Raw genomic sequence first — 18,370 nt, 5'->3', positions numbered from 1 at the left:
CTACTTTCCGAAGCTACCGAAGGAGGAACCAGCAGAACCGGCACCGAACGCACCGCCGCCGCCGAAGGCGCCGCCCACGCGGGTTGCACGCTCGGTCACGGTCTTCGCGGCGACGGCGTTGTAGTCTGCGGCGCGCAGGGCACGCATCACGCGCTGGCGGTCTTCACCCACGAGGCGGTCGATGAACAGCTTGCCGTGCAGGTGATCGGTTTCGTGCTGCAGCATACGCGCGAACAGGCCCTCACCCTCCAGCACGAGGGGTTCGCCGTGGCGGTCCACGCCGGTCACGCGCGCCCAGTTCTTGCGCGGGGTTACGGACTTCTGACCGGGCACGGACAGGCAGCCTTCGCCGCCTTCCTGGTCTTCTTCGCCGACTTCGAGCACGGGGTTGATGATGTAGCCTTCGCGGTCGTCAATACCGCCGAAGGTGAAGATCTGCTTGGAGATGCCAACCTGCGGGCCGGCAAGGCCCACGCCGCCCACGTCGTACATGGTTTCTAGCATGTCGTCGATGAGTCGTGCCAGGTCGTCGTCGAAGACGGTGATGGGGTCGCAGACGCTGCGCAGCACCGGGTCGCCTACGGTGCGGATGCTCAGGATGGTCATGGTCCTCCTTTGCCGGCGGGGTGCCGGGAATGTGCTTACGGATTTCAATATGGTGGCAGAACTGCACCGATAGAACCTCGCGGGTGAAACTGCGCTGGCGGTTTTCTCAGTAGCGGGTTCTTCACAGCGGGCGCATTCTTCACAGCAGGTGCGCCGATCTGTCTATTGTTCTATTGTCGCCGATTCGGTAGCGCGAATCTAGAACAAATCGAGGCGCTGGGGGTGGAGGCGGCAGGGTGAGGGCTGAGCCTCACCTCCCCACACTCATCTCCCCCCCCCGCTCACCTCCGCAGGGCTTTTGTTGCCTCTCCCCTATGCCCGCTACTCCCCTATACCGCCAAGTCTTCTAATCGGCGGGCGGCGGTGCTGGTCTACACCGTAGGCGGGGGTACTACGGGCATGAGCGCGGGGTCTTCAAATTCTTGGACCTGGCGGTCGAATTCCCAGACGCGGCGCAGAGCGCAGAACTTGTACCAGTTGCGTTCGAGCACGGCGGGGTTTGCCTGCTGCGGCAGCACCTGCGTTTCGCCGAGTGCCACGCCCATGAGGACGGGCGCGTCGCCGTATTTCCAGGGTTCCCAGGTGCCTTCGTCGGGGTCGACGATGGATTCTTCGGCTTTGAGTCCGGCAACGAGCTGCATGACGACTTTTTCGTCGAGTGCTTTGACGCGGCCGCGTTTGTCGGTGCCTTTGGTTTTGTAGTCGATGATGCAGGTTCGGCCCGCGATTTCTGCGACGAGGTCGAGGGTGCCCGCGTAGCCGACGGTGTCGTTCCAGATGGTGACTTCGGCGGCGAGGGGGCGGGGTTTGAAGGCTTCCCACCATTCGTCGAAGCGGTCGGCGTAGGCTTGTTCGCCGTTGATGATGAGCTGTTCGCGGCTTTCGTCGAGGTTGTGTTCGCGTCCCATGGCGCGTAGGGCGACGGCTTCGGCGTAGTTGTGGACGCGGTCGCCTCGGGCGGCGGCTGCGTCGCGGTATCGTTCGGAGGCGCTGGCTGCGTCGCGGATGATGGCGAATTTGAGGCCGTGGGATCCGGTGGCGCGGTAGGCGCGCTGGTCTTCGAGGGCGGCTTTGGCGGCCATGTACCCGTGCCAGCCGCTGAGGTCGTTGGCGTGCTGCCCGATGACGGTGGTGATGGAGGGGACGAGGGGCTCTCCTCCGCGGACGCGCGCGTACATGCGTCCGTAGTCGGTGGCTGCGGCGAGTTCGGGTGTTGTCACGGGGTACCTCATTCTCGGGTGGTTGTGTCCGCCGCTGGGTTTGTACTGCGTGTGGGCACAAATACCGGTGGGCATAATAAAACCCCCGTTCCTTGAAACGGGGGTTATTTGGTGCGTGATACTGGGTTCGAACCAGTGACCTCTTCGGTGTGAACGAAGCGCGCTACCACTGCGCCAATCACGCTTACGGATAAGACTATACCGAGGCTTGGGATGAAGGTCAAATTTTGCGCTCGCCTTTTTTCTTTTCCGCCGAGAAGCCACTTGTGTTTCGAAAAGCCACCATAATGGTGGCTTCTCGAAACACTTGTGGCTTTTCGAGGAGATTCTTCTTCTCTGCTCATGCGCTGCTTCCTCCTATTGAGGTGGCTGCAGGTTCAGTAATGACTTATGGACTCTGGTCATGAGTTACGGACTGTGGGGCTGGGGTAGCGTCTTGAGGGATAGCTTTTAACCATGGCTGAAGTCGCTAAGTCATGACCGAATCTAAAACCAGTTTCACCAGATAAACAAATAAACCCCCAGTCAGAAGACTGAGGGTTTATTTCCTAGTGGTGACCCCAACCGGTTTGTAACGGTGACGGAGGGGCATGATGCCGAGCGCGCGAGGGATTCCATCATGCCCCGGAGTGCCGCGACGTAAGGAGCGGCGCCGTGAGAGGCTCACGGCGGCACCATAGAATCTAAAATGTCTTCCGACAGATACAGATATAAACAAAAAAGCCTGGCTTCCGAAGAAACCAGGCTTTTTTCCTAGTGTGACCCCAACCGGATTTGAACCGGTGTTGCCGCCGTGAGAGGGCGGAGTACTAGGCCGCTATACGATGGGGCCGCAACCTCCGTTAGGAGGTTAGCTGGGATACCAGGACTCGAACCTAGAACAAAGGAACCAGAAACCTTCGTGTTGCCAATTACACCATATCCCATTACCGTTCCGTTTTTCGCCTTTCGGCTTTTCACCGGAACGAGTAATAACTATACGGGCCTTTCTGGAGGCGTGCAAGCCGAAATCTGGAGAGCCGCCTCACATTCACGGTTTTATGCCCGCTACTTCCGTGTGTTTCCGGGGGTTTTGGGGTTAAAAAGTTTTTTAAATTTCTTCAAAAAGAGGGTTTTGGAGCCGATTTTCACCCTCCAAAGCAGCTCCGAGGGGACTTGGAGAGTAGTTTTACCCCCCTCCCCCGCACGCTTTGAGCCCCAAATTTTTTTGAAGATTTTTCCTGTATTGCCTCCCGATAGCCAGATGACCGGACAGTCAGGTCGTCAGATAGCCCGGCAGCCAGCACCCAGGTAGCCAGGTAGTCAGAGGTAGCCAGGTAGTCAGATAGCCTGACAGCCAGACCACCCAAGCAACCACCTCGGAAAAGATCGCGGGGCCCCCGCGCCCCACATCTCCAAAAACCAAACCTCCCGGAGACAGTAAAAACCCTGAGACAGCAAAACCCAGAGACAACAAAAAGCCCCGAGGCGAACCTCTGGGCTTCAGTGGAGCGGTTGACGAGACTTGAACTCGCGACATCCACCTTGGCAAGGTGGTGCTCTACCAACTGAGCTACAACCGCATGTTTTTGCTTTGAACTTTTCAGTTCGTCGCAACAACAGGTACTACTATACGAGCCTTTGCCGGGGTGCACAAACTAAATTCTTGCCATACTCCCCAAAATGGAGCCATATTCACCCCAACAAAACATACTGACTAGTAGTTTTACAGGAAACATCCATCACAAAAAATATTCTCAAATTTATGAAAAATCCCCTTATCCGTCGGGTTTCTTTCAGACCTTTCGGTCGTCTGATTCCCGCTGGATAAGGGGATTCTCTTAAACGTGGGTTCTCGCCGGGCTCTCACAGCACGCGCCGCAGATGCCTGCGAGCGCGCCAGGCAGCACCGAAAGCGGCTAGAGCTTAGTCGCTACTACCGCCGGAGTCGCCTCCACCGGAATCACCGCCGCCAGAGTAGTCGGAGCTGCTGTAGCTGCTGTAGTCCGAACTGCTGGAGCTTCCGGCGTCGAAGTCGCCCGCGTCCGGGTCGGGGCCCGGGTCCACGAAGTCGTCTTCTTCCTCTTCTTCGTCCGAAGAGTCAGAAGAGTCCACGACAGACGACGAGGTGCTCACGTCGCCACCGCGAGCCGCGTTCTGCATGGCGCGTGCCTCCAGGAACGCGGTCACGTAGGCGAGCGCCGCACCGGCAATAATGATGACGACCATCCATACGGAGCGGTCAAAGCCTGCAATGTAGGCGAACAGCCAGATAATGCAGGCGTTGGTGAGCGCCATGAGGGTGCCCTTGAGCAGCGCCTTGCCAATGATGGATTGGTTATTCGGCTGGCTCATGGTTAGCTCAGTTCAGCGGCAAGCTTGCGCAGGCGTGCGAGGGAGGATTCCTTGCCCAGGATTTCCATGGATTCGAACAAGGGCGGGGAGATGCGCTCACCGGACACTGCGATACGCACGGGGCCGAATGCGAGGCGCGGCTTGATTTCCAGGCCGTCGACGATTGCGGCGCGCAGGGCTGCCTCAATGTTGGCGGCGGTGAAGTCCTCGAGGGGCTCCAGAGCCTCGATTGCGGCGGCGAGGACCTGCGGTGCGGATTCCTTGAGCTGCTTGCGTGCGTCGTCTGCGGTGCTGATTTCTTCGTCAGCCTTGAAGAGGAATGCGAGCAGGCCGGGTGCTTCGCCGAGCAGCTGCATACGCTCCTGGACGAGGGGTGCAGCTTCGGTGAGGACCTGCTCCTGGCGCTCGGTGAGGGTTTCGCCGAGTACGCCTGCAGCCTGCAGGTACGGGATGAGGCGGTCGCGGAAGTCCTTGGGGTCGAGCGCACGGATGTGGTCGCCGTTGATGGACTCTGCCTTCTTCACGTCGAAGCGTGCGGGGTTGGCGACAACGTCGTGTACGTCGAAGTGCTCGACGAGCTCGTCGATGCTGAAGACGTCCTGGTCTGCGGAGAGGGACCAGCCCAGCAGGGACAGGTAGTTCAGCAGGCCTTCCTTGATGAAGCCGGAGTCGCGCAGCAGGAAGAGGTTCGACTCGGGGTCGCGCTTGGAGAGCTTCTTATTGCCCTGGCCCATGACATAGGGCAGGTGGCCGAATTCGGGGATGAAGCTGGTCACGCCGGTGTCGATGAGTGCGCGGTAGAGCGCGATCTGGCGCGGGGTGGAGGAGAGCAGGTCTTCGCCGCGCAGCACGTGGGTGATGCCCATGAGTGCGTCGTCGACGGGGTTCACGAAGGTGTACAGCGGGTCGCCGTTGGAGCGGACGACCACGTAGTCGGGCACGGTACCGGCCTTGAAGGTGATTTCACCGCGAACGAGGTCGTTGAAGGTGATGTCTTCGTCGGGCATGCGCAGGCGCCACACGGGCTTACGGCCCTCGGCGCGGTAGGCTTCCTTCTGCTCTTCGGTGAGGTTGCGGTCGTAGTTGTCGTAGCCGAGTTGCGGGTCCTGACCGGCTGCCTTGCGGCGTTCCTTCACCTCGTCGGGGGTGGAGAAGTCTTCGTACACGTAGCCGCCTTCAACGAGCTTTTCGAAGATCTCGTTGTAGATGCCTGCGGTCTTACGCTCGGACTGGCGGTAGGGCTCGTGGGGGCCGCCGACGCCGACGCCTTCGTCCCAGTTGATGCCGAGCCAGTGCAGGGATTCGAGCACCTGGTTGAACGACTCTTCGGAGTCGCGTGCTGCGTCGGTGTCTTCGATGCGGAAGATCAGCTTGCCGCCGGTGTGGCGTGCGTACGCCCAGTTGAAGAGGGCGGTGCGGACCATACCCACGTGCGGGGTGCCGGTGGGCGAGGGGCAGAAGCGGACGCGGGTGTCTGCGGGGCTGTTGAGTACGGGACCGTGGTATTCGGTCATGATGTCTCCTTGACGGTGTGTTTCAGGATGTACGTTACGTTTTTGGGTGCGGGCTGTTTAGTCGCGCACACGGGTGACGAGGGAGCCGATACCTTCGACTTCGACCTCTACTTCGTTGCCGTCGCGCAGTACGCTGATGCCGGCGGGGGTGCCGGTGAGCAGTACGTCGCCGGGCAACAGGGTGAAGATTTCGGAGGCTGCGGCAACCTGTTCGGCTACGGAGTAGTGCATTTCGGAGGTGTTGCCTTCCTGCACGACGTCGCCGTCAACCCAGGTGGTGATGTTCAGCGAGTCGGTGTCCAGGTCGGTTTCGATCCAGGGGCCGAGCGGGGTGGAGCCGTCGAAGCCCTTAGCGCGGGTCCACTGGCGGTCTTCGAGCAGGTCGCGGGCGGTGAGGTCGTTTGCCACGGTGTAGCCGAAGATGACCTCGTGCACGCGCTCAAGAGGCACGGACTTGGCGATACGACCGATAACGACGGCGAGTTCACCCTCTGCGCTGACGGCTTCGGAGTACTCGGGCAGGGTCACGGGGTCGCCGGGGCCAATGACGGTGGTGTTGGGCTTGAGGAAGAACTGCGGGGAGGCGGGCGCCTCGGTTCCTGCCCAGTTTGCGATCGCTCCAATCACCTTGGAGCGGGGGATGATCGGGGCGAGCAGGCGCACCTGGTCGATGGGGTAGGTGGTGCCGGTCGGTTCGATGCCCGAGTAGAAGGGGTCGCCGGCGAGTACGCGCAGGGTTTCTTCGCCTGCGCCGCCTTCTACCAGCCCGAAGTGGAGCTCATTATTTACGGTAAATCGTGCAATACGCATACTTTCTAGGGTACCAGCCTTCGAGGGCGGGGGCGGCGGGATAAGTTTTAGCAAGGGCTTTATCGAGGGGCGGCGGCGGGGCGCCCCTCCCCTCCCCTGTCCTCACGCTATCAACGCCGCGCGCACTATTCGCCGGGCACGCCATTTACCCAGCACAGCATTGACCGGGCACAGCGAATCCCCGCGGGTTGCTCACCGCGCGACGTGCGGGGTCGGGTGGGGCATCCTGCGGGGATTTCGCGGGTTACGTTATGTTGAACGTTTAGATGAGGCGGGTCAGCCAGCCGTGGCGGTCTTCAACTACGCCGGTCTGAATGCCGACGAGCTCTTCGCGCAGGCTCTTGGAGATTTCGCCGAAGTGCTCGGTGGGTGCCGGGATTTCGAAGTCTTCTGCCTTGAGCTTGCCGATGGGGGCGACCACTGCTGCGGTGCCGCAAGCGAAGATTTCGGTGATGTCGCCGTTTGCCACGCCTTCACGCCATTCGGTGAGGGTGATTGCGCGCTCTTCGACGGTCATGCCGCGGTCCTTGGCGAGCTGAATCAGCGAGGAGCGGGTCACACCTTCAAGGATGGTGCCGGTCAGTTCGGGGGTGACGATCTTGTTTTCCTTGCCGAAGACGAAGAATACGTTCATGCCGCCGAGTTCTTCGATGGCGTCGCCGCGGTGCGGGTCCTTGAAGATGACCTGCTTGCAGCCGTGCTTTTCGCCTTCGGTCTGAGCGATCATGGATGCCGCGTAGTTACCGCCGCACTTTGCCGCGCCGGTGCCGCCTTCGCCTGCGCGGGCGTAGGTGGTGGAGAGCCAGATGTCTACGGGTTCGGGGGTGCCGAAGTAGTTACCTGCGGGCGAGCCGATGACGTGGTACTGCACGTGCTTTGCGGGGCGAACGCCGAGGTACGCCTCGGTTGCAATCATGAAGGGGCGGAAGTAGAAGGCTTCACCATCGCCGGTGGGTACCCATGCTTCGTCTGCCTTGACGAGTTCGCGCAGGGATTCGATGAACAGTTCTGCGGGCAGTTCGGGCAGGGAGAGGCGGTGTGCGGAGCGTGCGAAGCGTTCTGCGTTCTTTTCGGGACGGAAGGTCCACACGGAGCCGTCTGCGTGGCGGTAGCCCTTGACGCCTTCGAAGATTTCCTGGCCGTAGTGGAAGACAGCGGAGGCCGGGTCGAGGGTCAGCGGGCCGTAGGGGTGCACTCGTGCGTCGTACCAGGTGCCGCCGGTCTTGTAGTCGCCCTCCCAGTCGATGGTGACCATGTGGTCGCTGAAGTAGTCGCCGAAGCCGGGGTTTGCGAGGATTTCGGCGCGGCGTTCGGCGGTGGCGGGTGACTGGTTTGCTTCGTGGCTGAATTCGGTTGCCATCGTTCTGCGTTCCTCTTCGTCTAGTTGCCTCTATGGGCGTTCTTTGAGTGGCGGTTCTCGCGGCGGGGCGAGGGACCGGTGTGTGCCGCCGGGCGCGTTGTCGTGCGGGGCAGATGGTGCATCTAGCGGTCTGTGCTAGTTGGATGCATCAAAGCTAGTGGTGGATGGTGTCCACCGCCGAGGTGCCGGGCGGGTGTGCCTGACCTGTTTAGAGTACCGGAAAGATGCGTTTGCCGCATGCGCACCTTTTCTCCCATTCAGGATGTGAACAGGTGAAGCCCGGAAGGTGTGTTCCTTCCGGGCTTCACTAGCGTAGTTCACGTTTTAGCCGAGCAAGTTTTAGCCGGGCAAGTATTAAGCGAGGCGTGCGAGCACGTCCGCGCCGACCTGATCGGTTCCGCGCACGCTCGCGCCGTTCTCGCGCATATCTGCCTCGACAGCATCCTCAATGCGGGCTGCGGCGGCGTCGTGGCCGAGGTGGCGTAGCAGCATTGCGCCAGCGAGGATTGCGGCGGTGGGGTTTGCCTTGTTCTGGCGGGCGATGTCCGGTGCGGAGCCGTGTACGGGCTCGAACATGGAGGGGAACTCGCCGACGGCATTGATGTTGCCACTTGCCGCGTAGCCGATACCGCCGGTCACTGCACCGGCGAGGTCGGTGATGATGTCGCCGAAGAGGTTGTCGGTGACGATCACGTCGAAGCGTGCAGGGTCGGTGACCATGAAGATGGTGGTCGCGTCAATGTGCAGGTAGTCGGTCTCAACCTCGGGGAATTCAGCCGCGATTTCGGCGAAGTAGCGGTTGTAGAGGCGACCGGCGTGGGTGAGCACGTTGGTCTTGTGCACGAGGGTGACCTTCTTGCGGCGGGTGGATGCCAGTTCGAAGGCGTAGCGTACCAGGCGCTCCACACCGTGTGCGGTGTTGAGGGAGACTTCGGTGGCGATTTCGTGGACGGTACCACCGCGGATGACGCCGCCGTTGCCGATGTAGGGGCCTTCGGTGCCTTCACGCACGACGACGAAGTCGATGTTGCCGGGGTTGGCAAGCGGGGAGACTGCGCCGGGGTACAGGCGGGAGGGGCGCAGGTTGATGTAGTGGTCGAAGGCGAAGCGCAGCTTCAGGAGCATTTCGCGTTCGATGAGGCCGGAGGGAATCTTGCCACTACGCGGGTCTGCACCGATCGCGCCGAAGAGGATCGCGTCGTGCTGTTTGAGGGCGTCCTTGGTGGAGTCGGGCAGGGTTTCACCGGTTTCCAGCCAGTGCTCGGCGCCGAGCTTGTAGTGGGTGGGGGTTACTGTGATGTTTTCGAGCTCGCAGGCGCGGGTGAGGATGCGCTGGGCTTCGGTAATGATTTCGGGGCCGATGCCGTCGCCGGGGATGACGGCGAGGTCGATGCTACGTGCTTCAGTCATGCCTCTACCGTAATACGCGCCGCGGGTGGGCGGTAGAGTGTGCGGGCGAGGTCTCAGACTCTGGGCTAACCCCCGTCTGACTAGCTGTAGCTCCTGCCATGCCACTTCCCTACCCTTCTGGTCGACTCGGCGCCCACTGGCTTCTGGGGTCTTGGATTCTGTGGTGTTCAGCTCCTACCGGTTAAAACAATATTCCCCGGTTGAATAAATCAGCCGGGAAATATCGTTATGAGTTCTCACTCAGCGTGAGAGCTCTAAAGGTCTATGCAATTACGCGGTGCGCTTGCAGAGGGAGACCTTGACGTAGCCGTTGCCACGTGCGCCACGAGCGGTCGGAGCGTTGCCTGCGGACTCTATGGTACCGCCGGAAACACCGGGAGCCACGTAGGAGCCACCAGCGCCACCGCCGCCACCGAACTATGCGAAGCCGGAGCCACCCTTGTCGCCAGCGGTGGAGGAGCTGAAGAGTTCCTAGTTGCTCTGCTGGTGAAGCGCAGAACACCGTAGACGTTAGCCTTGCTGCACAGCAGGGGCTGCTCGCCACCTTCGCCACCGACGCCGCGGTTACCGTAGTCCTTACCACCGGCTGCGGGGCGGGTCTGCCAAATCGCCGTGCTGTCAACGCCGGGCTCGGACGATAGGTAAGCTACACTACCCCGATAAACTAGAACCATGCCCCACAAGCACGCAAAACCCCAGCAGAACCCACAGCACAGCACAGCAACAGCCGAACCCAGCTACGCCGTAACGCATACCCGCCGCAGCTCAGAAAACAGCGACCTACCCGCCGACGCAATCAGCGCCTCCAGCCGCATGCAAAACTACCTCAGAGACAAACGCGGCTGGATGAACTTCATCGTCGTCGCGCACATGCAGTTCTTCTGCTGCGTACTCTCCGTTGCCTTCATCAACGGCTACGGCTGGATCCCGGTCATCTCCACACTCTGCAGCACCACCGCGCTGTACTTCCGCTACCGCTTCCCCTACGGCAGCATCTACGTGATCATCGCGGCGCTCTGCCTCACCCTCGTGACCCCCTTCCCCGACTCACTCGCCATCACCTGCTACCCGCCCGTCAGCCTCGCCGCCTACCATATCGGCAGGCACTGGACCCGCCGCGCCCGCTTCCGCGGCCTCATTCTCGGCTGGTTCGGCGCACTCGCCGTCACCGTGCAGTCCTCGCTCTCGTTCCTCTATCGCTGGGACGACATACCCGCCCGCATCTTCATCTCCCTGATGCTCGGCGTGCTCTGCGGATCCATCTTCACCGTCTTCTGGTTCCTCGGCGACTCCCGCCGCATGCGCGAACTGCGCAGCGAAGAGTTCAAAGAACGCGCCCGCCGCCTCGAATACGAGCAGGAACAGGAACGCCGCCTCGCCGCGCAGGACGAACGCACTCGCATCGCCCGTGAAATGCACGATATTGTGGCGCACTCGCTCTCCAGCATTATTTCCCAGGCGGACGGGGCACGCTACGCCGCCGCGAGTGCACGCGCCCAGCAGGCAGAGCAGTCGGGTCAGGCTCAGCAGCAGAGCGAACCGGATATTGCCGAGCAGACACTCGAACTCATCGCAGACACGGCACGCGACTCCCTCACCCAGATGCGTTCCCTCCTCGGGCTGCTCCGCACGGACGAGGCAACCACCTACGCCCCCGTGCCCACCCTCAGCGATATACCCGCCCTCGTGGAGCTGAGCCGCCGCGCCGGGCTACCCGTCACCTTCACCGGAATCACCGGCACCATGACGCGCACCCTACCGCAAGGTGCCGAGCTGGCAGCGTACCGCACCGTGCAGGAGGCACTCACCAACGCGCTCAAGCACTCCCCCGGCGCGGCAACCACCATCACCATTCACTGGGGTAAGGACGGTCTGCAGTTGCGGGTTCAGAACGACCCGGTTTCCGCTGTTTCCCCTGCCTCGACCTCAGCCTCGAATCAGCGCACCACCAGCCCGGTGCCCGGTAGCGGTAACGGTCTGCGCGGCATGAGCGAGCGCATCGCCCTCTACCACGGCGCCCTCACCTACGGTCTGCAACCCGACGGTAGCTGGCTCGTTGAGGCGGCGCTGCCCTACCGCGACCTCTAATACCCGTGCCCTTTACTACCTCATGATCTAGGATTGAAACTATGTACTCTTCTGCACCACAGACCACTCAGCCAATCCGCGTGATGCTCGTTGACGACCAGCGCCTAGTGCGCGGCGGCTTGAGCATGCTCGTCAACTCCCAGCCGGACCTGCAGGTCGTCATGGAAGCTGATGACGGCCTGGCGGCCATTGACGTTTTTGACCGCATGGTCTCTGAGGGGCAGGCGCCGCAGGTCATCCTCATGGATGTGCGCATGCCGCACTGCGACGGCCTGGAGGCGGCGCGCCGTATTCTGGAGCGTGACGGCGAGCGTGAAGTTTCCGAGGATGAGCGGGTGCGCATTATCATGCTCACGACTTTCGATATTGATGAGTACGTGTATTCGGCGGTGCGTGCGGGTGCGAGCGGTTTCTTGTTGAAGGACACTCCGCCGGAGCAGCTGCTGGAGGCGATTCGTACGGTGCACCGCGGCGATGCGGTGATTGCGCCGTCTGCGACTCGCCGCCTGTTGGAGCAGATGATTCCGGTGCTGGACTCCCCCGCTCCTGTTGTTCCTACCGCTGAGTCTGTTCCTGCTATTCCCCCGGCTGCTGGTTCTGAGCTTCCTAAGGCAACGTTCATTCCGGCTGAGCATGCAAGCTTTGAGCCTGTGCAGGATTATCCGCATCGTGAGTTGATTGAGCAGTTGTCGCCGCGTGAGTTTGAGGTGCTGGGTTTGATTGCGCGTGGTTTGTCGAATGCGGAGATTACGCGGGAGCTGGTGCTTTCGGAGGCGACGGTGAAGACGCATGTGTCGCATGTGTTGGCGAAGTTGGGGGCGCGTGACCGTGTGCAGGCGGTCATTATGGCGTATGAGGCGGGTATCGCCCACTAGCGCTCCCTTATATAAGGACACGGTAGACTAGAGAGCACGGCAAGCTAGAGGACACAGTGAAGCCCCGGCGGGCGCCTCCTAATCGAGGCACCCTCCGGGGCTTTCTCACGCCGAGTATCCGGGTTCGCCGGGTACTGTGACTATGCCAGGTACAGCTGGTTAGCCGCGCATACCCTCAACCGGGGACATGCGAGCGGAACGAGCCGCAGGCAGAGCCGAAGCGAGCATCGCGGCGAGCACACCCACAATGAGGATGACCACGTACCAGACGTACGGCAGGTCAAGCACGAGCGGGGCGCTGGAGCTCACGGCAGCCATCACAATCTTCGCGGAGACCGTGCCGATGACCGCACCGGAAACCATGCCGAGCACCACTGCGGCGAGCGTAATCAGAATCGCCTCAATGGAAATCATGCGGCGTAGCTGCTTGCGGGACAGACCCAGCGAGCGGAGCATCGCGTTCTCGCGGCGGCGTTCGTTGACCGACAGGGTCATAGTGTTCGCCACACCAATGATGGAGATAACCACTGCAAGCATGAGCATCACCAGGGTGAAGGTCAGCATGACGGTCAGCAGCTGGTCGAACGTCTGGCGCTCCTGCAGGCCACCGTTGAATGAGTTGTCCGGGCTGATTCGGTTCAGTGCAGTCTGCAGAGTTGAGCTTTCACTGCTGGTCAGAGGGGAGGCGGCGCGCACCAGAATGACGGTGTTGTTACCGCGTGCCTGGCTGGTGACGGTCAGGTGTGCTGCCTTTGTCTGAGCTTCCTGGTCACCGCTCGCGATTGCTTCTTCCAGGCGCTTCTGAGCTTCCTCAGCGGCGGGGTTGGCAACTACCTGCGGGTTCTTGGCATCCTGTAGCTTGGCGGCGGTGGCAGGGTTGACAATCAGCAGGTTCTGTTTGGTTGCGGACTTGACGGGCTTGAGTTCCACTTCGCCTAGCGGGCCGCGCGCCTTCAGACGGCTGGACTCATTCAATCCAGCAGCCTTCCAGAACCCCTGCGGCACGAGCACGGTGTCGTCAGCAAGGTTCGAGTTTTCGTCGGGCAGGATTGCATGCAAATCAGAGGAGCTTAGCGCCACCAAATCGGAATTCTGGTTGGCGGTCTGGCCCTCGTACTCGACGGTGTAGTCAACCACACCGGCTGCGTAACCAACAGCGGATGCCTGAACGTTCTTAATACCCTTGACCTTGGAGGCGATATCCTCCGCCTTGGTCACCGTGGAGGCAGCCTCAGACTGGTCGTACGAGCTGTAGTTCGCCTGCGCAGAAATCGGGTACTGCTGGTCAAGAGCCTTGACGAACGATGCGCTCAGAACCGTGTAGCCGGTCAGTACAATCGACACAACCAGGGTGCCGACGAGCACAGCGCGGCCGGTGGAGACGGTTCGCTTGGGCGAACGCAGTGCGTTGGCGAGCGCAAGCTTACCGGTCTGGGTGCGGGTGACCGCGCCGAGGGCGCGTACCAGCGGGGGCAGCACCAGCGGGGTGATGAGGAAGACCGCAATACCGAGCAGCAGTGCGGCGAGCATGCCGAGGAAGATCGCGGAGTTACCGTCACGCTCCACGCTGGTTGCCTTATCGAGTGCAGCCACAACAGCGACCACGCCGCCGATGGCGAAGAGGGCACCGATAATCGGACCGATCTTGCCGGGCTTGCTGACTTCGCGGTTGGTGTGTTCGCTCATTGCGCTAATGGGCGAGATGCGCAGGGCGCTTCGTGCCGGGGAGAGCGACGCCAGAACCGTCACGATGGTGCAGAGGAGCACACTCACCAGGATCGGGGTAATCGAGTACGAAATCATGATGGTGGTCAGGTTCGCACCAACCAGCGCGCCAACCGGGAAGGTCAGCAGTGCACCGATGAGGGAGAACACCACACCCACGGTAATGGATTCGATGAGTAGCATCCGTACGAGAGAGCCGCCGCGGGCGCCGAGGGTACGCAGCAGAGCCAGTTCACGAATGCGCTGGCCAACCAGCACCGCGAAGGTGTTAGAGATGACGAACGAGGAAACCAACAGAGCCAGTGCTGCGAAGGCACCCAGGACCACGCTAATGGAAGTGAAGACCGTAGAGATACTCTTCTGGTAGTCTTCCAGCAGCTTCTGACCGGTCATGACGCGCGGGTCGTTCTTGGTGTCACCGCTGCTGAGGGAATCCTGCAGGCTCTTGAGCTTGGCGTCGGTTACGCCGTCTTTGAACTTGAGGTAGATGAGGTTCGCGCCAGCCATGCTCCGGTAGCCTGCCGCGGAGTTCTTGTTTTCTGTCTCGGCTGCTTTCAGGGTGGCTTCGCCGAGGCTGGTGCCGCCAATGAAGACAGCCTGGTTGGTGGTGGAGCCTTCAAAACCGGGGTCGAACAGACCGACGACGGTGTATTCGGAGGTCTTGTCAGTACCGGGGGCGCTGACGGATTCTACAACGTCGGTGCTGGTGACCTTGCCGTTCAGCGAGAGGTTGTGCTTCTTCGCGAAGTAGGTAGAGACCATGATTTCGTGGTTGCTACTGGGGATTTTACCCTGCACCTTGTACGGGAAGAGGCTAGAGTCGGCGGGCAGCTGGTTATACTGCACGGGAGCTTTCTGGTCGCCGGTACCGATCGAACCCGTGACGGCGTACTGCACCCAGTAGCCGGAGAGCAGGTCGCTCTGCTCCGCCTTCTGAATCTGGTCACGAGTCAGGTAGATGGCGGTGCTGTCTTTACCGTCGTAGGTGGTAGCGGCGGAGGCGACGACCGCCTCGGCGCGGGAGAGCACGTCACCTACGGAGGAGTTGACGGTCGCCTGCAGCGAGTTGGTGAGCATCATAATGGCGGCGATGAAGAAGGATGAGATCGCGATGCCTATGCCCGTGAGGATGTATTTTCCTTTTGAGGCGCGCAGATTGGAGCGCGCCACCGTGTTTAGTGTGGTTGCCACGGCTTATCGACCTTCCAGCTGTGCCATTGCGCCGAGGACGGCGTCGTAGGTGGGTTCGATCATTTCGCCGGCGACCATGCCGTCCTTGATGAAGACCACGCGGTCTGCGTAGGAGGCGGCGTTTGCGTCGTGGGTGACCATGAGGATGGTCTGTGCGTGGTCGGTTGCGGCGGCACGCAGCAGGCGCAGCACCTCGGCGCCGGAGTTGGAGTCGAGGTTACCGGTCGGTTCGTCGGCGAAGACCACTTCGGGGCGTGCGAGCAGGGCGCGCACGATGGCGACGCGCTGCTGCTGACCGCCGGAGAGCTGTTCGGGGCGGTGGTCGAGGCGGGTTTCCAGGCCGAGGGTCTTAACCAGGTAATCGCGCCACTGCGGGTCCGGCTTCTTACCGGCAAGGCCCAGCGGCAGGTCAATATTCTGGCCCGCGGTGAGGGTGGGCACCAGGTTGAACGCCTGGAAGATGAAGCCAATGTGTTCGCGGCGGAATTCGGTGAGGGCGTTGTCCTTCAGACCGAAGAGCTCGGTACCGCCAATACGGATGGAGGTTGCCGGGTTCGGGTCGGGGGTGTCCAGGGTTGCGATGGTCTGCATCAGCGTGGACTTACCCGAGCCGGAGGGGCCCATAATGGCGGTGAACTTGCCCTGCTCAAAGTCGACGGAGACGTTGTTGAGGGCGTGGACGGTTGCTTCACCCATGCCGTAGGTTTTGGAAAGGTTTCGTGCGGAGACGGCGACCTGTGCCGTCTGTGCGTGAGGAGTTGTCGTAGTCATAGTTCAATTATTTCACGCAGCATGGCGCTGACTACAGGGTTTTTCTCATCCTCCAGGTTGATTTTGGCGGGTGTTCACCGGGTCTTGACCTGCGGATGCGGGAGTTCCCCACTCATTCCACGGGCTGAAATGAGCCTGAGGCGGGCTGGGCGGGGTACTGGCATCATCCTTAAGGATGAGTGGCGGCTCAACCGGCGTTCTCACCCGCGCTCTCGCCCGCACCCCTATCCAGTATCTCTGCCTCGCTTCGCCGCCTCGCGCCAACACATATATATGTATGCGAAAAGCCCCCGGCTCCTCCCCCCATCTGGGTGGGGAAGCCGGGGGCTTTCTCACGCTATGTCAGAAGCAGCTGTTATGCCTTGGGCGCTTCGTAGCGGGGGAACACCGGTGCGGGTGCGGGCAGTTCGGTGCCGGGCACGAGTGCGGTGCCGAGGGCTGCGAACTGGCGTGCGTCGCCTTCGGGTACGCCGAGCAGGGTCAGCAGCTTGGCGGTTGCGTCGGGCATGACGGGCTGCAGCAGCAGAGCGACCTGGCGTACGACCTCGAGGGTTACGTACAGCACGGTGTTCATGCGGTCGAGTTCGCCATTCTTGCGCAGGGTCCAGGGTTCCTGTTCTGCGAAGTAGGCGTTGGTGTCTGCGAGGACGGTCCAGATGCGTTCCAAAGCGCGGTGGAATGCCTGCTCGTCGAAGTCTGCACGGACGGGCGCGTAGAGGGCTGCCGCCTGGTCGAGGATCTTGCGGTCGGCTTCGGTGAATTCGCCGTGGGTGGGGACGGCACCGCCGCAGTTCTTGGCGACCATGGACAGGGAACGCTGGGCGAGGTTGCCGAGGTTGTTTGCCAGGTCGGAGTTGATGCGGTTGATGATGGACTCTTCGGAGTAGGAGCCGTCCTGGCCGAAGGACACTTCACGCATGAGGAAGAAGCGGACCGCGTCCAGGCCGAATGCGTCGACGAGGTTTGCGGGGTCGACAACGTTACCGACGGACTTGGACATCTTCTCGCCGTTGACGAGCAGGAAGCCGTGGCCGAAGACGCGCTTGGGCAGTTCGATTCCGGCAGACCACAGGAATGCGGGCCAGTAGATGGAGTGGAATCGGGTGATGTCCTTACCGATGAGGTGCAGGTCGGCGGGCCAGTACTTGGTGAACAGTTCGTTGTCGGTGTCGGGGTAGCCGAGGCCGGTCAGGTAGTTGGTGAGGGCGTCGACCCACACGTACATGACGTGCTTGTCGTTGCCGGGTACGGGTACGCCCCAGTCGAAGGTGGTGCGGGAGATGGACAGGTCGTTGAGGCCGCCCTTGACGAAGGAGATGAGTTCGTTGCGGCGGGATTCGGGGTAGACGTAGCCTTCGTTGGCGTAGAGTTCGAGGAGCTTGTCGCCGTACTTGGAGAGGCGGAAGAAGTAGGATTCTTCTTCGGTCCATTCGACTTCGGTGCCGGTGGTGATGGCGTAGCGCTGGCCGTCGCGGACTTCGGTTTCGTCTTCTGCGTAGTAGGCTTCGTCGCGGACGGAGTACCAGCCGGCGTACTTGTCGAGGTAGATGTCGCCGTTTTCTTCCATGCGCTTCCAGATGGCCTGGGAAGCGGTGTAGTGGTCGGGGTCGGTGGTGCGGATGAAGCGGTCGTAGCTGATGTTCAGCGCGTCGTTCATTGCTTTGAAACGTGCGGAGTTCTCGTCGGCGAGTTCCTTGGCGGTTTTACCGAGCTTCTCGGCGGTGGTCTGCATCTTCTGGCCGTGCTCGTCGGTGCCGGTCATGAAGCGCACGTCGAATCCGTCGAGGCGCTTGAAGCGGGCTAGCACGTCGGCTGCGATGGTTTCGTAGGCGTGGCCGATGTGCGGGTTGCCATTGGGGTAGGAGATGGCGGTGGTGATGTAGAACGGAGTTGCAGTCATAACTTTCAGTTTACCGCAGTATTAGGTACGACTCTCACCCTGGTTATAGTCTGATACGCGCTGACTCATTGCGTGTGGGTGGAGGCTAGCACGCCGCATGTTTCCTCCGCGCCTACGCAGGGGCACCCGTCACCCGGACGCTCCGCCCCCTCCTTGCTTCGCTGCGGAGAGCGTCCGTGTGACACCCTGAGGGCGCTTCCGGAAAACACGGCGCACCAGCCCAAACATTCAGCCACCATGCAACACGCTAAACCGCGACAGCCTCCCCCGCCCCACACGCAAAACACCAGCCACCAGGCAACAGACCAAGAGGCGACAGCCTCCCCCGCCCCAGTTCGCTAGGCACGGGGCGCACATACTGAACCACCACGCAACCCAACGAACCGGCGAGATTCCGCGAACCCCTGAACCACAGATGCGCAGAGGTATAGATATTCCCCGTCGCGACATCAGGGTGTCCGAAGCGAAGCGAGGACGGGTTCCCTGTAGGAGCAAGGGGAATATCTATACCTCAAGCCAAAATCTATAAAATTCAGGGAACGCAAAAATCCCGCCGATTCCGAAGA

At 61.3% G+C, this 18,370-nt stretch carries 13 protein-coding genes and 4 tRNA genes; 2 read left to right on the top strand and 15 right to left on the bottom strand.

Features of this window, described 5'->3' with window-relative positions:
* The 12 genes from def to HMPREF2779_RS08985 form a co-directional block, all read right to left on the bottom strand.
* Window positions 1-606, bottom strand: a complete 606-nt coding sequence (def, locus tag HMPREF2779_RS07790) for a peptide deformylase (RefSeq protein WP_070686644.1) — start codon at window positions 604-606, stop codon at window positions 1-3.
* A 371-nt stretch (window positions 607-977) separates the two neighbouring features.
* Window positions 978-1,826 carry a PD-(D/E)XK nuclease family protein gene (locus tag HMPREF2779_RS07785; RefSeq protein WP_070686676.1) on the bottom strand — a complete coding sequence of 283 codons (849 nt, stop codon included), beginning with the start codon at window positions 1,824-1,826 and terminating at the stop codon, window positions 978-980.
* 109 nt (window positions 1,827-1,935) lie between these two features.
* Window positions 1,936-2,010, bottom strand: a tRNA-Val gene (locus tag HMPREF2779_RS07780).
* Window positions 2,011-2,585: 575 nt separating this feature from the next.
* Window positions 2,586-2,658: transfer RNA gene (locus HMPREF2779_RS07775), tRNA-Glu, on the bottom strand.
* 22 nt (window positions 2,659-2,680) lie between these two features.
* Window positions 2,681-2,752: transfer RNA gene (locus tag HMPREF2779_RS07770), tRNA-Gln, on the bottom strand.
* Window positions 2,753-3,312: 560 nt separating this feature from the next.
* A tRNA-Gly gene (locus HMPREF2779_RS07765) sits at window positions 3,313-3,388 on the bottom strand.
* 343 nt (window positions 3,389-3,731) lie between these two features.
* A complete protein-coding gene (locus tag HMPREF2779_RS07760) occupies window positions 3,732-4,160 on the bottom strand; it encodes a hypothetical protein (protein ID WP_105361228.1) in 429 nt (142 codons plus the stop codon).
* Between the two features lie 2 nt (window positions 4,161-4,162).
* Window positions 4,163-5,674, bottom strand: a complete 1,512-nt coding sequence (gene gltX / locus HMPREF2779_RS07755; protein ID WP_070686649.1) for a glutamate--tRNA ligase — start codon at window positions 5,672-5,674, stop codon at window positions 4,163-4,165.
* A 57-nt stretch (window positions 5,675-5,731) separates the two neighbouring features.
* A complete protein-coding gene (locus HMPREF2779_RS07750; protein WP_105361227.1) occupies window positions 5,732-6,484 on the bottom strand; it encodes a fumarylacetoacetate hydrolase family protein in 753 nt (250 codons plus the stop codon).
* A gap of 262 nt (window positions 6,485-6,746) precedes the next feature.
* Window positions 6,747-7,844: a branched-chain amino acid aminotransferase gene (locus tag HMPREF2779_RS07745; RefSeq protein ID WP_070686651.1), complete on the bottom strand. Its 1,098-nt coding sequence runs from the start codon at window positions 7,842-7,844 to the stop codon at window positions 6,747-6,749.
* Between the two features lie 354 nt (window positions 7,845-8,198).
* Complete coding sequence (locus tag HMPREF2779_RS07740) at window positions 8,199-9,254, bottom strand: 3-isopropylmalate dehydrogenase (protein WP_105361226.1); 1,056 nt, start codon at window positions 9,252-9,254, stop codon at window positions 8,199-8,201.
* Between the two features lie 353 nt (window positions 9,255-9,607).
* The gene (locus tag HMPREF2779_RS08985; RefSeq protein WP_199774573.1) at window positions 9,608-9,928 is read right to left on the bottom strand and encodes a hypothetical protein; all 321 of its coding nucleotides are present in this window, start codon (window positions 9,926-9,928) and stop codon (window positions 9,608-9,610) included.
* On the opposite strand from HMPREF2779_RS08985, the gene HMPREF2779_RS07735 reads away from it, so the two are divergent.
* Together HMPREF2779_RS07735 and HMPREF2779_RS07730 are read left to right on the top strand one after the other, a co-directional pair.
* The gene (locus tag HMPREF2779_RS07735) at window positions 9,927-11,342 is read left to right on the top strand and encodes a sensor histidine kinase (protein WP_199774572.1); all 1,416 of its coding nucleotides are present in this window, start codon (window positions 9,927-9,929) and stop codon (window positions 11,340-11,342) included. The genes HMPREF2779_RS08985 and HMPREF2779_RS07735 overlap by 2 nt on opposite strands.
* Window positions 11,343-11,383: 41 nt before the next feature.
* Window positions 11,384-12,217 (top strand): response regulator, encoded by an 834-nt coding sequence (locus tag HMPREF2779_RS07730; protein ID WP_105361225.1) that lies wholly within the window; start codon window positions 11,384-11,386, stop codon window positions 12,215-12,217.
* 159 nt (window positions 12,218-12,376) lie between these two features.
* Here HMPREF2779_RS07730 and HMPREF2779_RS07725 read toward each other — a convergent pair whose 3' ends face one another.
* From HMPREF2779_RS07725 to metG, 3 genes are all read right to left on the bottom strand, one after another.
* On the bottom strand, window positions 12,377-15,133 hold the full coding sequence (locus HMPREF2779_RS07725; protein ID WP_105361224.1) for an ABC transporter permease: 2,757 nt from the start codon (window positions 15,131-15,133) through the stop codon (window positions 12,377-12,379).
* Window positions 15,134-15,136: 3 nt separating this feature from the next.
* Complete coding sequence (locus tag HMPREF2779_RS07720) at window positions 15,137-15,904, bottom strand: ABC transporter ATP-binding protein (RefSeq protein WP_005507396.1); 768 nt, start codon at window positions 15,902-15,904, stop codon at window positions 15,137-15,139.
* 355 nt (window positions 15,905-16,259) lie between these two features.
* On the bottom strand, window positions 16,260-17,804 hold the full coding sequence (gene metG, locus HMPREF2779_RS07715) for a methionine--tRNA ligase (protein WP_105361223.1): 1,545 nt from the start codon (window positions 17,802-17,804) through the stop codon (window positions 16,260-16,262).
* Window positions 17,805-18,370 lie beyond the last annotated feature (566 nt).

The sequence above is a fragment of the Rothia sp. HMSC069C03 genome (assembly GCF_001811075.1).
GTDB classification, from domain to species: domain Bacteria; phylum Actinomycetota; class Actinomycetes; order Actinomycetales; family Micrococcaceae; genus Rothia; species Rothia mucilaginosa.
The sequence above is the reverse complement of the archived record's forward strand: the minus strand, read 5'-3'. Positions and strand labels throughout refer to the sequence as shown.

Bases quoted from the DNA above. Each gene is read 5' to 3' on its own strand.
- HMPREF2779_RS07735 (WP_199774572.1), top strand. From the start codon at position 9,927: ATGCCCCACAAGCACGCAAAACCCCAGCAGAACCCACAGCACAGCACA.
- gltX (WP_070686649.1), bottom strand. From the start codon at position 5,674: ATGACCGAATACCACGGTCCCGTACTCAACAGCCCCGCAGACACCCGC.
- def (WP_070686644.1), bottom strand. From the start codon at position 606: ATGACCATCCTGAGCATCCGCACCGTAGGCGACCCGGTGCTGCGCAGC.
- HMPREF2779_RS07720 (WP_005507396.1), bottom strand. From the start codon at position 15,904: ATGACTACGACAACTCCTCACGCACAGACGGCACAGGTCGCCGTCTCC.
- HMPREF2779_RS07760 (WP_105361228.1), bottom strand. From the start codon at position 4,160: ATGAGCCAGCCGAATAACCAATCCATCATTGGCAAGGCGCTGCTCAAG.
- HMPREF2779_RS07745 (WP_070686651.1), bottom strand. From the start codon at position 7,844: ATGGCAACCGAATTCAGCCACGAAGCAAACCAGTCACCCGCCACCGCC.
- HMPREF2779_RS07740 (WP_105361226.1), bottom strand. From the start codon at position 9,254: ATGACTGAAGCACGTAGCATCGACCTCGCCGTCATCCCCGGCGACGGC.
- HMPREF2779_RS08985 (WP_199774573.1), bottom strand. From the start codon at position 9,928: ATGGTTCTAGTTTATCGGGGTAGTGTAGCTTACCTATCGTCCGAGCCC.
- metG (WP_105361223.1), bottom strand. From the start codon at position 17,804: ATGACTGCAACTCCGTTCTACATCACCACCGCCATCTCCTACCCCAAT.
- HMPREF2779_RS07750 (WP_105361227.1), bottom strand. From the start codon at position 6,484: ATGCGTATTGCACGATTTACCGTAAATAATGAGCTCCACTTCGGGCTG.
- HMPREF2779_RS07730 (WP_105361225.1), top strand. From the start codon at position 11,384: ATGTACTCTTCTGCACCACAGACCACTCAGCCAATCCGCGTGATGCTC.